This is a genomic window from Chryseobacterium sp. FR054 (genome assembly GCF_056844565.1).
In genome coordinates this window covers 1-13,179 of sequence record NZ_JBXDSA010000001.1, presented here as the reverse complement: position 1 = coordinate 13,179, position 13,179 = coordinate 1, and the positions used below count along the sequence as shown (strand labels likewise).

Here is a 13,179-nt window from a genome sequence, read left to right as displayed (position 1 = left end):
TGATCTGTTGTAAGTTTCTAAGAAGGAGTATTCAGGAAACAAAAAAACCGTCTATTTACTCAGACGGTTTTTAATTATTTTGATTTTTAACGTAGGTACATACTAATCAATTCCGTCTTTGCAGAGATGATAGTAGTAATGATGTACTGTTAAAAAATTCGGTTTCATTGTTTTGAATTGTGGTACAAATGTAGGATTTATTTTTAAAATGCAAAGTTTTTTTACATTAATTTTTTATAAAGATCCATCAGCTGAGCGGCAATGGGTTCATCATTGAATTTCTGTACAAACTCGAAACTCTTTTCTGCACGGCGTTTTCTTTCGGATTCATTATCCCAGAGGAACCGTATTTTGGCTTTAAGGTCCAGATAGTTTCCGGGATCTACGTAAACCGAGTCTTTTCCTCCTGCTTCGGGAAGGCAGCTTATGTTGCTTGTTATCGTAACCGTTTTTGAGAAAAGCGCTTCTATAACCGGGATTCCGAAGCCTTCAAAGAAACTTGGATATACAAAAATATCAGCCAGTTTGTAGATAACGGCCAGCTCATCCATAGAAACCCCTTCAAGGAAATGGACCTGTTTTTCCATTTTATTTTTCCGGATGAAATCGGCTACTTTTTTATAGTAATTGGTTTTTCTGCCTACTACAACAAGCGGTATTTCCGTTCCCTGAATGGCTTTAACGATATTCAGAAGGTTTTTGCGGTCTTCTATGGTTCCTACATTCAGAATGAAACGTGCCGGAAGCCTGAATTTATCTTTTACAGCATGGATCTGCTCTTCAGTCTGCTGTTCTTTGAATGCTTTGTGACATCCCTGGTAGATCACTTCGATCTTTGTTTCAGGAACTTTCAGGTAATGGATAATATCTCTTTTGGTCTGTTCTGAAATGGCAATGATCCTATCTGCTGTTTCAGCTGCTTTTCTGAATTTCCAGATATGGATCTTCCTGTCAAAAAAGGAATAATACTGCGGATATCTCATGAAGATCAGATCATGGATGGTGACGATTTTTATGATCGGTTTTTTATCCCATTTCAGGGGCAGTTCACCGGAAAGCCCGTGGAAAATATCCGCACCCTGTTTCTGGGCATCTTTACCCATTTTAAACTGACGGGAGAATTTTCCTTTTGAGGTTTCCACAAATCGCACATCAGATCTTTCCAGAATATCTTTTCCCCGTTCTGAAGTATTTTTATTCAGCAGTAGGTATTCATTTTCAGGATAATACTGAGACAGAATCCTTACCAGGTCCCGTGAATAATTGCCCAATCCGGACGTATTATGAAAAAAACGTTTTGCATCGAAGGCAATTTTCATGTTCATGTTTTTCAATAAGCTTTTTTAACCTTTCAAAGGTATCAATAAAATAAACCCTAAATGTATATTCAGGGTTTTTAATATGTATTTTAAGAATTAATCTTCAAAATTTAGATCAATATAGCTTATACAGCTACATTATTATCTCTTAAAGCATCGTTCAGAGATGTCTTTTTATCGGTAGATTCTTTTCTCTGACCAATGATCAGGGCACATGGAACCTGGTATTCACCAGCCGGATACTGTTTTGTATAGCTTCCCGGAATTACTACGGAACGGGCAGGTACTCTTCCTTTGATTTCTACGGGCTCACTTCCTGTTACGTCGATAATTTTTGTTGAAGCTGTCAGTACTACATTGGCACCCAATACAGCCTCTTTTTCTACGTGAACTCCCTCTACCACGATACATCTTGAACCGATAAAGCAGTCGTCTTCAATGATTACCGGAGCGGCCTGAAGCGGTTCCAGTACTCCACCGATTCCAACACCTCCGCTTAGGTGTACATTTTTCCCGATCTGTGCGCAGCTTCCAACCGTTGCCCATGTATCTACCATAGTTCCTGAATCTACATAAGCGCCGATATTTACATAAGACGGCATCATGATCACTCCTGAAGCTACGAAAGATCCTTCTCTTGCGATGGCATGCGGTACAACTCTCACTCCTTTTTCAGCATAGTTTTTCTTCAAAGGAATTTTGTCATGAAATTCAAACGGACCTACCTCAATAGTTTCCATTTTCTGAATCGGGAAATACATTACTACGGCTTTCTTCACCCACTCATTTACCTGCCATCCGTTTTCCACAGGTTCAGCAACACGAAGTTCACCGGAATCCAGTAAGGAGATTACTTCTCTTATCGCCTTCCGGCTGTCTTCATTCTGTAATAAATCTCTGTTATCCCAAATGTTTTCAATTGTTTGTTGTAACGACATGTTTCTTGTTTAAATTATACCGGTCAAAGATACAAAAAAGTTCATCAAAACTGTTTGTTCCTGCTGCTTTTAATGAAAACGCAACATACGGCCTGCTGTCTTTTTATAATTCAGATAATCCGTTCCGTGCTGCTGCAGTAAATGTTCTTCTTCCAGTCTGATCTGAATCTGCATCAGCATGTGTCCTGAAAGTAAAAATGTAAATGAAATAACTGTGGGTACCAGGAATAAGAAACCGATAAGAGCAACGGTCATTCCAAGAAAAACAGGGTTTCTTGAAATTCGGAATAAGCCGGTAACTATGAGTTTTGTTTTTGTTGTATGATCTATCCCAATCCTCCATGAATCCTTCATTTGTATTTGTGCTGTTATAACCCAGATAAAAGCGGATATCATCATCAGTATCCCGGAATATCTGAAACCAGAATGATCTAAAAACCGGATTTTAAAAGCCGGCAGCGTTTTTCCCGGAAATAAGAGTATAAAAAGTGTATAGACAAAAAGTGTTATCAGGATTATTTTGAAATAACGGCCGATCAGTCCGTAAGCAGAGCTGTCGCCGGGAAGCACATCCGGATTTCTGCCTGTTCTTTTATATACCATCATGCTGGTTCCCAGAAAGGCAATGGCAAAAAAGACTATAAAGTAAAGAGGAGCAAAGAATCTGATAAAATCTGTCATTGTTATTATTTTTATGACAAATTTCGGAATCTGTTCAACGCAATTCTATTGCAAATATTTAAAGAACTCTTTGGGCGTGAAGATAGGCTTTGTTCCAGTATTTCTCGTTGAGTGATGAAATAATCACTCCTTTTGATGTGGAAGCGTGAATAAATTTCACCTCTCCGTCAGTGCCTATATCATGAACAATACCTACGTGAGAAACCCTGCTTCCACCTGCTGTTGCGAAGAATAACAGATCTCCGGGTTTTACTTCTTTAATATCGATTTTCTGCCCGGCTTCGGCCTGATCGGATGATCTCCGGGGAAGGGAAAAATCGTTTTCACCAAACACTTTTACCGTAAATCCGGAACAATCGAAGCCTGAGGAGGAATTTCCTCCGAATTTATAAGGAGTTCCGATATATTTTTCAGCATCTTTCAGGACATCACTGATGGATCTGGATACTTTTCCGTCAAATTTTGAGTCAAGTTTTCTGAGGTTCTCGGTTCTGGTTACTGTTTTAGAACCTGTATTTTTCTTTGAGGAAGCTGTTTTTGAGGCCCCACATGAAACAACGACAACAGAAGCAATCAACAAGACCGAAAGCTTTTTTAATCTTAAGTTTTCAAATAATCCCGGTACCATAGTCATCTGATTTTAAATGAAGTAACAAAATATGCACAAATATACATTTTTATCTTTTAATTATATAACAACTATACTACAACTCTATTATAAATATATGTTAAAATTAATATTTTATATATTTATTGCTATATTTGAGTCCAATTAATACAATATGGCAACGTATGAAAGTTTAATAAAGATCACAGGAAGTGTGGGCGATCTGGTATTTTACAGCCTGAACGGAAAAAATGTGGTCCGTAAGAAAAGCGGATTCAATAAAAAAGCTTTTAAAAAAAGTCCTTCATACGAAAAAGTACGCCAAAACAGTTCTGAATTCGGCCATTGCTCCAAAGCCGGGAAGCTTATCCGGAGCTGTATTAACGGATACATTAAAGAAGCCGGTGATCCCCTGCTCTATCAGCGTTTTGCAAGGCTCATGACGGATATAAAGGATATGGATACCGTTTCGGAAAGAGGAAAAAGAAGTGTAGTCTATGGACTGTCTACGGAAAAAGGGAAAGATCAGTTAAGAGCTTTTCAGTTTGGAAGTAAAGCGATTATCAGTACTGAAATAAAGATTACGGCCACTCGCCATAAGATCACCCTTTCCCTACATAAAGAATCCGGGATTCATCAGGTAACACTAATTACTATAAAACCGGATTTTGAAGGCTACACAGCTGCTTTTTTTGAAGAACACGCTGTTCCTGCTGAAGAAGAGGAAGTTAATTTTAAGAATCATTTTCCGGATGGAGGTCTTCTGCTCTATTTCCTTGTTATAAAGAATAATGATGGAGATATTTTAGGGATGGGATTTGTGTAGGTTTGATATTATTGGCTTTATCATCAGAAATGGATCATATTAATTTTTACATCGGAATTTTTCCTGTTTTGGAATTAAATCGTTCTGTTGGGAGGATAGGAATTTTTCCTATCCTGGGCTAAATCGTCCCTTCGGGAAGATAGGAATTTTTCCTATCCTGGGCTGAATCGTCCCTTCGGGACTCTCTGTTTTTACAGAGGTTTTGCATTGGTTAACCTTGCAGTTTTACATTTTTTTAGTATTACAGTTTTCCGGGTTAATAAATCAGGTAGATTGATTCATTCTGTTTTCCATTGTGGAATTAAGGTTTTGTGATCTTTGTCTGATATAAAATATCAGAAATAAAAAAGTCCGCAGGTTAATCTGCAGACTTTATATTTTTATTGTTTTTTCTTTTCTCCTGACCATGTTCCGGTTCTTATAGGAGTGGGAAGTGAATTTGACCAGCTTCCGTTTCCCTGACCTTCTCTTGTGAGCGCTCCCCTGAATTCTCCATCCGAAGGAAGACCCACCACAGCGGTAAGATCTCCGGTGTCTGTAAGACGTCCTGAAATGTTATAGTTTTCATTATTTACTTCAGAATGCATTGTTCCGGATACTTTACCGTCACTTGCTACCACAAAGTTCCAGGTTCCCTTGTCATTACCGTCATATTTCCCTGACCATGTTCCGATAAAATCATAAATGGTATCATCGTCAGAGCTGCATCCGATAAATAAAAAAGCTGTCAAAAGAAGTAAAAAAAGTTTCTTCATAGTTCTAATAGTTTTATACCCTAATCAAATTGGATTGTTTTCTTTACAGAGAACAGAATTAATATGTTTATTATTGTTTAATGTCGTGCAAATCTACTAAATTTTTCATTCAGATTATCTGAATTTTAACCGGCTGTTTATATTTTTATGAATAAGCAGCATATTTTGGCTAAAATACAAATATTTTTCAAATAGAAGGGGATGTACTTCATTTAAATCGAATAATATGGATCCTTCAAAAAATTTGAATTATTCTGATATATGTTATATGGATTTTTAAGGAGATAAAAGAGGAAAATCACTGTTGATTTTAGGAAGCAAAGAAGAGAATCAACGAAGTGATTCGAATAAGCAGACGTGAAATACTAGCCGATAGCCCCTATCTTGTAAGCTTTCTATAACATAAATATTATTATAAAAAGCATAAAAAATATAGAAAGCTGTTATACAAACGATTAGACTCTTAAAACCATTAGATATTTATTTTTTTAGAAAATAATAGGATAAAATATTTGTATATATCGTTTAAATACTTACTTTTGTAGCGCTTAAAACATGGGGGATTGGCGCAGTTGGCTAGCGCGTTTGACTGGCAGTCAAAAGGTCACGGGTTCGAATCCCGTATTCTCCACAGAGTATCATTGAAATTTTTTTCAAAATACATTAAAAGCTGATTAATCCTGCAATTCTTTTGAATATGCAGGATTTTTTTTGACTATAATCTACTTAACTGAGATCAAGGATCAAGGGATTAGGCGCAAAAGTTGTGGACTAAGCAAAAAGTCTGCTTAATCTGAAGAGGAAAAATTCTCTGTCTTTCACCCCTCTAAGCTGCATTCTGAAGTTACTGACTTTAAACGATTAATAATTTAAGCTGGAGACAGACGTTTTGATTTCAGATACAATGCCGTACGGTTCAGATAAGGAAAAAGAAGAATCAATAGCAGAGATACGAAAAGAATCCAGACCATCATTTCATAATAATCCATGGCAAAGCGGACCTGGTTCTGTACATTCATTCTTGCCGCCAGCAGTTTATCTGCTCCTTTCAACGCATGGTCTTCGGGCATTCCTTTTCTGTTGAGCTTTGCTGCCTGGGTATGAATGAAGTCTTTCACGGCCGGATCTATTGCACTCAAATGGTCCTGAAAAGCATTGTAGTGTCTGCTCTTTTCAAAAAGTTCAAAAAAGTTGATCAGGGCGATGCTTGCACAAAATCCCAGATACCTTACGGCAAGTGCCGTGGCAGCTGCGGAAGGTCCAATGGATGCAGGAACCGAAGAAATAATGAAAATGATAGTAGGAACCATAATCAGCCCCACTCCCAGCCCCTGAATAAACAAAGGAATATAGTAATTGAACTCATCCGCCTGCACATCAAATGAGAAATACATCACGGCATGGAATACCAGCAGCAGCAGAAAGCCCGGTCCCCAGATATACCGTATACTCTTCTTCTGGAGCACCATACAGCATGCGATAATTACCCCTGTAACAAGCCCGAGAATATTAAAGATATTGATATAGGAAAGATGAAACGGATCGAAATGAAGTGCAGAAATAAAATAATTATTGGTAATTCCTGAGGCAAAACGGCAAATATACATTACAAAAAGGACCACCAGCCCAACTCTGAAATTCCTGTACCTGAAAACACGCAGATCAATATAGGGTCTTTTCATTGCTTTCTGCCTGAATACCGACAGGACAGACAGAACAAAAATTGCCATTACACTTCCTGAAATGCGCCTATCTTCCAGCCAGTAATATTCCTGTCCGAAAATCGTAATATATGCTATAAGCACCAGTATTGTACTATAAAGTGCAAAACTTTCCCAATCCAGTTTATATAAGGGAAATCTGGCACTGATCCGGTAATGGCTCATGGCAACAGCCAGAAAAATAAAACCGGGGATGTACAGGAAAATAGCTCCTTTATAGATGTTATTAAAATTATAAGAGTCGATGAGGTCTGCCGTAATCAGGTTATTGAACGGCAAAGCACAGAGGAGAATTCCGAAAAATACGGAGAAACTGATCTCCCGGCCTCTTTCACTGCTCAGTCTTGTAAAAATTAACGTCAGTGAAAGGTTAACATTACAGGCAAACAGCATTCCCTGGAGAAAACGTACCGGGAAGAGAATATAGATTTCCTTTGTACAGTAACATATCAGGCATGCAGTGATCTGCAGGGTCATAAATAAGAGAAAGTATTCCTTTGCTGCAAGGAAACTGAAAAACCGCCTTTCCAGGCTGTAAAACCCTACATATCCTGCATAAAACAGGGCTACTGAAAACTGGATATCAGCAGGTTCACAGCCGTAATAGCCTGCTGCCGCATTCACATTGGCCAGCGGAAGGAAAAATATGGTGATTCCGGGAAGGGTCATCAGGAAAAGGATGATCTTGATAAGCCATTCGGGAATCGATTTTTTGAAAAACGGAACTTTTCTAACCATTGAAACGTTTTTTCCGGGCATACACATTCACGTTCATTCCCACTTTCAGCACTTCTATATCTTTTCTCTTCCCGTCTATCCTGATTCTTACCGGAATACGCTGTACAATTTTCACATAATTTCCGGTAGAATTATCGGGTGGCAGCAGGGAAAAGCTTGAACCTGTGGCGGGAGACAGGGAAATAACGGTTCCCTGAAATTCCTGATCCGGATAAGAATCTGCTACGATTTTCACCTGATCTCCAATATGCATATTCCTGATCTGGGTTTCTTTATAATTGGCAACCACCCATTTATCGGTCTCATTATTCACGATAAAAGCGAGGGTTTCTCCTGCATCAATCATCTGCCCCACTTCCACGGTTCTTCTCCCCATCCTTCCGTCGTAAGGAGCAGTGATTACCGTATAGCTTACCTCCAGTTTATGACGGTCCAGCAGGGCTTCCAGTTTTGCAATTTCTGCCTGTACCACTGTTTTTTCAGCCTGAATATCATTGATTTTGGATTTTGAAGCCGCATACTTATCCTGTGAGGATTTATAATCGCTTTTATTGACATCCAGTCCGGCTTTGATATCTTCCAGACGCTGCCTTGTGGCAGATTCTTCATTGTAAAGATCCTGATACCGTTTATAATCAAGCTCCTGCTTCCATACTTTTGCTTTACCGGCTTCCACCTGGGCCTGTGCAGATGCAGCTTCTTTTTCTGTGGTAAGGGTATTGCTTTCCAACACTTTCAGTTCTGCGCGGGCTTTCCGGATTGCAGCCTGGGTCTGCTCCTGCTGTAATTTGTATTCACGGTTATCGATTACCAGAAGCGTATCTCCTTTTTTCACTTCCTGGTTTTCTTCAAATTTAACATCGACGATAAATCCGCCCGCCCTTGAAATCACAGGGTTTACATACTCCTGAACCTGAGCATCATTGGTCTGTTCGTATTTGTAGAAATTAAAAAAACTGATGATGCCCCATACGGCAAGTGCTGCTACTATAAAGGCGGATATCCATCCTGTGATTCTGGTAATCAGTCTGTCTGTGGGCGTATATTTTTTTTTCATTGTTCTATAAGGTCCCTATGATATTCTGTAATAAATAATAATTGTTCTGTGCTGTAATTTTAGCGGCTTCCAGTTCGAATTTTGTCTGGAGCAGCTGGACATCTGCATCAAGAAGATCCGTTATCAGAGAGGTCTGGCTGAAATAAGTGTTTTTAATGATTCTTGCATTTTCTTTGGCCTGGGTCACGTTGGCTTCTGCTACCCTGATCTGTTCAAGAGCTTCCTCATATCTCAGATAAGCTTCTTTCACCTGCTGTCTTACTTTGTCTTCCGTATCTCTGTGTGTTTCTTCCTCTTTTTCAAATTCAAGTCTGGCTGCTTTTACCTTTTGAGGATTATGATAGAGTGAAGACAGGGAGAATGAAGCTTTTACCCCGACCACTCCCAACGAATACCAATACGGATTATAGGGATAGAGAAATATCTGCGGATTGGCGTAATAAAATTCTCCATATAATCCAACTTTCGGGCTTACATTGGCTTTTACCTGTCTGAGTTTTATCATGCTCAGTTCGGTCTGCTGTTCAGAGATATGATAATCAAAGGAATGTTTCAATGCTCTTTTTACATATTCTTCATAGGAGACATTTTCTTCCCACTGATTAAAAGGAGCTTCAGGAACAATGGTTTGTTCATCAGGAAGTCCTAGAATAATATTCAGCTTCTGGGTCACAATAAGGATATCATTTTTAATGGTGATAAGGGCCATTTCACGGCGTGAAAGTTCCAGTTCTACCCGCAGCAGGTCACTTTTCAGCACCACACCGTTTTTGTACAGTGATCTGATCTCTTTCAGCTGTGCTTTCTGATCGGCAATATCCTGTATGATAAGGTCTCTGAAGATCAAGGTTTTCTGAAGATCAAGATAAAGTGATGCGGTTTTATAGTGAATATCCGAAATGGCCTGCTCTTTCTGAATTCCTCTGATTTTCTGCAGGGTTCCCTCTTCTTTAATCTTCAGGTTCAACCTGTTTCCGTTATAGATATTGAGGTAAAAATCTGCTCCGGCTCTGTATAACGTGTGGATCACTTCGTGCTGGGTGGGTTTGGAAAACAGTCCGTTTTCGTAGATCGGGATATTGGAAGCCTTTTCTGCGGAACCTTTTATATCTATTTCCGGGAGGCGCTCTCTTTTGGCATCTTTCAGCTCTGCATCTGCTATTTCTGTCTCTATATTTCTGATTCTGATGTGGCGGCTGTTGTCTTCGGCTCTCTGCCATGCTTCTTTTAAACTAAGCCGTACAGTGTCTTTGGCGGGACTGCCTGTCTGTGCTGTTGCAACGTGGGAACTTCCAAGGATCAGCAGTCCGGTAAGGTAGATTTTCATCTGTTTTTTCGAATTATTGCACTGCAAATTTATCGGCTCCTGTGAAATTATTTTTATCTAAAATAGTCAAGTTTTACATGATTCCGGCCAAATCATTATCTTTGCTGTTCATTTAATTTTCAACTATTTTTATGGGATTAATTGCAGCACTTCCGGATATCGACAAACATAATGACAGCGTGTTTGTGATGCACGAAAAATCCGAGAAACTGATTCCTTTTCACAAACATACAAAGGGCCAGCTGAGCTACGTGGAAGGCGGTATTGCCTATATTACCACAGGCAACCGCACCTATGTGGTTCCCGCCAGGCATTTTTTCTGGATCCCTCAGGGCATGGAACATATTCTGCAGATCGGGCACTCCGCTACGGTATTGAGATCTTTATACTTTTATGCCCATGATGACCTGTCTGATCCATTTTTTGGCAGACTGGGAATATACCCCGCATCCGAGCTGCTGATTCAAATGATCAAGTACACTGAAATCTGGGACGAAAGACATGTAACCCAGGCCGACGAAAATTTTGAGTTTTTAGTGGCTTTAAAAAAAATATTACCCAAAACTCATCAACAACCTTTACCGATCATTCTTCCTGTAACCCACAACAAACAGATGATGAAAATTGTCTCTTACCTGGAAGAGAATATAGAAGGAAAACACAGCCTGACCAGTATCAGTGAAAGGTTCGGATTGAGTGAACGTACTCTTTCACGTCTCTTCAAAGCTGATATGGATATTTCTTTTCTTCAGTATCTGAAGACATTAAGGATTATCAAAGCGATTGAGTTACTTTTAAATACAGATAAACCGATCAATGAAATTGCTGATGATGTGGGATACAGCTCTGTCAGCTCATTCAGTGATACTTTTCATGAGTTTACCCAATCTCGGCCCTCGGATTTGAGAAAAACTATGGACAGACGGTAATTTATATCGGTTTTTCTAAAGAAAGATATAAAAAACAATTGCCGTTTGATATGCGATGGTTTTTATTGTCAGCTCAAAGTCGGGTGACTTTCCGCAGCAGGGGATGTTTTCTGAATTCCTATTATTTTTTAATCTTCATTATTTCTCCATTTTTACGGAATTGATACAATTTTAAGGATGAAAACCTGTTTAGAAATCTCTTATATTTTCGCGGTTTAGCTACTTCAGATTTAATAAAATCTCCATTAATATTATCAATTACACCGTGATTGTTAATTCCAATTTGCCATGCTTGTGCTTTATAATCCAAAATAAACTTATTGGCTTCTTCCTCTAATAAATTTATTGATGAATTCAACTTAGGAAAAGTAATTAAATTAAAAAAATCATTACATTTTTCATTTTCAAAAAAACCACAAAAAATCAGAATATCAGCCTTACCATATTTAAACCAATTATACTTTGATGTTTTTTTATAAATTTCAAAGTTTTCAGGAAAAACTTGCATTGACAACCAAGTTGTTGAAGTTGTCACATTTGTTGAATCATTATATATATGAACTCCAACAGTTCCATTATAATTTACATAATCATCAACATACATTTTAATTAATTTTTCAGTAATAATGACTGTTTTGCTTAATTTTTGACCATAAGTTGTAACACTACCCAACGTAAAAATTATTAATATATGTATGTATTTTTTCATTTTCCTTATTTTTTTGTGATAATCATTTTTTTTGATTCTCTAATTTCACCAAAATCAGCCATTGATACCCTCGCTTTATATCATACATTCCTGTAAGGAGAATTAAAAACCTGATTTCCAAAGAAGATCATTAAGATCTATTTCACTTATATCAAAATCATCGGGATGCAGAATAAATCCATTTTGTTTTTTCAATTCTTCTATTGCTTTTTCAGCTATTTCTTCTGAAGAAAAGACACCTATAAATCTTTCATCATCTAAATATCTATTAATAGTGCAGCTATGGCTAACACTAAAAATTGACTCCAAATTTAACTCCTTTACAGATAAATAAATATCATCTATTAAATCACTTTCTAAAAGATAATCTCTTCCAATTTCACCCATAGAACTGTCGAATCCATTTTCCCAATGTACTTTATCTAATATGTATGTATTAATTATAAAACTATTAGGATATTTATTGAATCCAGATAATTTTAGTGCTTCTTTTTTTATTTTCTCAAGCCCATCGAGACTATCACAAAATCCTAAAAGCTTTGTACTGGTGCTTATTTCATCTGTATAAGTATGATCAATTGCGTAAATAAAATATTTCATTTTCTTTAATTTTTTTCTTTATTTCAAACCCTCTATCTCCCCATTTTTTTATTTTACTATAATCTGAAGTTGGACCAGTATCTGCTTTACTTTTATTCCATTGACCTTTACCGTGATGTTCATCTAAAACTCTTTTAGAAAAAGTTTTTCCATCCTCGTCTACATATGGAGCCTCTCCTTTTTCTTTAACCCAAGATGGAACTTCTTTAGAAGCTTCTTTTCCACTTTTCCCGCTAACTGGGACTTTTCTTTCTTTTGGTACATCTTGACCATTCACATCTTTATCTTCCTCAGCAGCATCTTCAGAATTCATACTCCTATATCCCGCACCAGGGTCTGCAATTGTCGTATGCCACTGTAAAGGAGGTTTTGTAGCCTGATCGTAAATAACCTTTCCTAACAAAGCTACTAATATAACCCAACCAACAGGATTTTCTGAATTGATAGCCCCAAGTGTAGCAGCAGTCGCATATCCATTATTTTGGCTGTCTTTAGATTTTCTGAGTAAATTAATCTGACTAATTATTGAGTTTCCGTTATTAAAATCTTTCCAAACATTGTTTTTTGCATCCCAATAAAACTCTCCGTCTGAATCTTTCCAAAACTCTCCATCTTTCCTGCCATCTCTATCAGGATAAGCCAATTCTCCTTGCATCCCTGTTGGATCATTAAATGAAATTGGATTGTTCCACACATAACTGTAAGCTTCATGTGTATATTGGCTTTTTGGATCTATCACACCCCATCTTCCTAAGTCTGGCATATAAAACCTAGCGCCGTAATCATACATCCCCGTCTCCTGAAGCTCCTTGCCATTGTACTTATATTGGTATAAGAGCCTAATATGGGGTATTATAAGAAATTTTACATACAGAAAAAACTAGGAAGAATTTTGCTGTAACCAACTCCCCACTTACTTTTTGTTGCATCTCCAATATCTATATAATCATACTTATCGATAAATGGAACAAC

Annotated in this window: 13 protein-coding genes and 1 tRNA gene; 3 read left to right on the top strand and 11 right to left on the bottom strand. The window is 37.8% G+C overall.

All coding sequences use genetic code 11. The annotated features are described in order from the left end of the window. Positions 1 to 221: 221 nt before the first annotated feature. The 4 genes from AC106S_RS00070 to AC106S_RS00055 all read right to left on the bottom strand — a co-directional run bounded on the left by AC106S_RS00070 (position 222) and on the right by AC106S_RS00055 (position 3,566). A complete protein-coding gene (locus AC106S_RS00070; protein WP_482437091.1) occupies positions 222 to 1,319 on the bottom strand; it encodes a glycosyltransferase family 4 protein in 1,098 nt (365 codons plus the stop codon). A 125-nt stretch (positions 1,320 to 1,444) separates the two neighbouring features. Next, a complete protein-coding gene (locus tag AC106S_RS00065) occupies positions 1,445 to 2,257 on the bottom strand; it encodes a 2,3,4,5-tetrahydropyridine-2,6-dicarboxylate N-succinyltransferase (RefSeq protein WP_482437090.1) in 813 nt (270 codons plus the stop codon). Between the two features lie 69 nt (positions 2,258 to 2,326). Continuing rightward, positions 2,327 to 2,938 (bottom strand): methyltransferase family protein, encoded by a 612-nt coding sequence (locus AC106S_RS00060; protein WP_482437089.1) that lies wholly within the window; start codon positions 2,936 to 2,938, stop codon positions 2,327 to 2,329. Between the two features lie 58 nt (positions 2,939 to 2,996). Further along, positions 2,997 to 3,566, bottom strand: a complete 570-nt coding sequence (locus AC106S_RS00055) for a C40 family peptidase (RefSeq protein ID WP_482437088.1) — start codon at positions 3,564 to 3,566, stop codon at positions 2,997 to 2,999. A 154-nt stretch (positions 3,567 to 3,720) separates the two neighbouring features. On the opposite strand from AC106S_RS00055, the gene AC106S_RS00050 reads away from it, so the two are divergent. Next, the gene (locus AC106S_RS00050; RefSeq protein ID WP_482437087.1) at positions 3,721 to 4,371 is read left to right on the top strand and encodes a hypothetical protein; all 651 of its coding nucleotides are present in this window, start codon (positions 3,721 to 3,723) and stop codon (positions 4,369 to 4,371) included. 380 nt (positions 4,372 to 4,751) lie between these two features. Here the strand turns inward: AC106S_RS00050 and AC106S_RS00045 are convergent, their stop codons facing one another. After that, positions 4,752 to 5,126: a hypothetical protein gene (locus AC106S_RS00045; RefSeq protein ID WP_482437086.1), complete on the bottom strand. Its 375-nt coding sequence runs from the start codon at positions 5,124 to 5,126 to the stop codon at positions 4,752 to 4,754. A gap of 557 nt (positions 5,127 to 5,683) precedes the next feature. On the opposite strand from AC106S_RS00045, the gene AC106S_RS00040 reads away from it, so the two are divergent. Beyond that, positions 5,684 to 5,757: transfer RNA gene (locus tag AC106S_RS00040), tRNA-Ala, on the top strand. 238 nt (positions 5,758 to 5,995) lie between these two features. Here the strand turns inward: AC106S_RS00040 and AC106S_RS00035 are convergent. Genes AC106S_RS00035 through AC106S_RS00025 form a run of 3 tightly spaced genes read right to left on the bottom strand, consistent with a single transcriptional unit; the run spans position 5,996 to position 9,969 of the window. Beyond that, positions 5,996 to 7,585 (bottom strand): MFS transporter, encoded by a 1,590-nt coding sequence (locus AC106S_RS00035; RefSeq protein WP_482437085.1) that lies wholly within the window; start codon positions 7,583 to 7,585, stop codon positions 5,996 to 5,998. Next, the gene (locus AC106S_RS00030; RefSeq protein ID WP_482437084.1) at positions 7,578 to 8,642 is read right to left on the bottom strand and encodes an HlyD family secretion protein; all 1,065 of its coding nucleotides are present in this window, start codon (positions 8,640 to 8,642) and stop codon (positions 7,578 to 7,580) included. Before AC106S_RS00030 ends, AC106S_RS00035 begins: the two co-directional genes overlap by 8 nt. Positions 8,643 to 8,646: 4 nt before the next feature. Further along, positions 8,647 to 9,969 carry a TolC family protein gene (locus tag AC106S_RS00025; protein ID WP_482437083.1) on the bottom strand — a complete coding sequence of 441 codons (1,323 nt, stop codon included), beginning with the start codon at positions 9,967 to 9,969 and terminating at the stop codon, positions 8,647 to 8,649. 131 nt (positions 9,970 to 10,100) lie between these two features. On the opposite strand from AC106S_RS00025, the gene AC106S_RS00020 reads away from it, so the two are divergent. Continuing rightward, on the top strand, positions 10,101 to 10,898 hold the full coding sequence (locus AC106S_RS00020; RefSeq protein WP_482437082.1) for an AraC family transcriptional regulator: 798 nt from the start codon (positions 10,101 to 10,103) through the stop codon (positions 10,896 to 10,898). 121 nt (positions 10,899 to 11,019) lie between these two features. Here the strand turns inward: AC106S_RS00020 and AC106S_RS00015 are convergent, their stop codons facing one another. The 3 genes from AC106S_RS00015 to AC106S_RS00005 form a co-directional block, all read right to left on the bottom strand. Continuing rightward, positions 11,020 to 11,607, bottom strand: a complete 588-nt coding sequence (locus AC106S_RS00015; RefSeq protein WP_482437081.1) for a hypothetical protein — start codon at positions 11,605 to 11,607, stop codon at positions 11,020 to 11,022. Positions 11,608 to 11,709: 102 nt separating this feature from the next. Continuing rightward, positions 11,710 to 12,207, bottom strand: coding sequence for a DUF7336 domain-containing protein (locus tag AC106S_RS00010; protein WP_482437080.1), 498 nt, complete (start codon positions 12,205 to 12,207; stop codon positions 11,710 to 11,712). Further along, positions 12,182 to 13,051: an RHS repeat-associated core domain-containing protein gene (locus AC106S_RS00005; RefSeq protein WP_482438407.1), complete on the bottom strand. Its 870-nt coding sequence runs from the start codon at positions 13,049 to 13,051 to the stop codon at positions 12,182 to 12,184. Before AC106S_RS00005 ends, AC106S_RS00010 begins: the two co-directional genes overlap by 26 nt. Between the last annotated feature and the right edge of the window lie 128 nt (positions 13,052 to 13,179).

What these genes read in the sequence shown, in the direction of transcription:
- AC106S_RS00070 (WP_482437091.1), bottom strand. Translation starts at nt 1,319, where the DNA reads ATGAAAATTGCCTTCGATGCAAAACGTTTTTTTCATAATACGTCCGGA.
- AC106S_RS00065 (WP_482437090.1), bottom strand. Translation starts at nt 2,257, where the DNA reads ATGTCGTTACAACAAACAATTGAAAACATTTGGGATAACAGAGATTTA.
- AC106S_RS00060 (WP_482437089.1), bottom strand. Translation starts at nt 2,938, where the DNA reads ATGACAGATTTTATCAGATTCTTTGCTCCTCTTTACTTTATAGTCTTT.
- AC106S_RS00055 (WP_482437088.1), bottom strand. Translation starts at nt 3,566, where the DNA reads ATGGTACCGGGATTATTTGAAAACTTAAGATTAAAAAAGCTTTCGGTC.
- AC106S_RS00050 (WP_482437087.1), top strand. Translation starts at nt 3,721, where the DNA reads ATGGCAACGTATGAAAGTTTAATAAAGATCACAGGAAGTGTGGGCGAT.
- AC106S_RS00045 (WP_482437086.1), bottom strand. Translation starts at nt 5,126, where the DNA reads ATGAAGAAACTTTTTTTACTTCTTTTGACAGCTTTTTTATTTATCGGA.
- AC106S_RS00035 (WP_482437085.1), bottom strand. Translation starts at nt 7,585, where the DNA reads ATGGTTAGAAAAGTTCCGTTTTTCAAAAAATCGATTCCCGAATGGCTT.
- AC106S_RS00030 (WP_482437084.1), bottom strand. Translation starts at nt 8,642, where the DNA reads ATGAAAAAAAAATATACGCCCACAGACAGACTGATTACCAGAATCACA.
- AC106S_RS00025 (WP_482437083.1), bottom strand. Translation starts at nt 9,969, where the DNA reads ATGAAAATCTACCTTACCGGACTGCTGATCCTTGGAAGTTCCCACGTT.
- AC106S_RS00020 (WP_482437082.1), top strand. Translation starts at nt 10,101, where the DNA reads ATGGGATTAATTGCAGCACTTCCGGATATCGACAAACATAATGACAGC.
- AC106S_RS00015 (WP_482437081.1), bottom strand. Translation starts at nt 11,607, where the DNA reads ATGAAAAAATACATACATATATTAATAATTTTTACGTTGGGTAGTGTT.
- AC106S_RS00010 (WP_482437080.1), bottom strand. Translation starts at nt 12,207, where the DNA reads ATGAAATATTTTATTTACGCAATTGATCATACTTATACAGATGAAATA.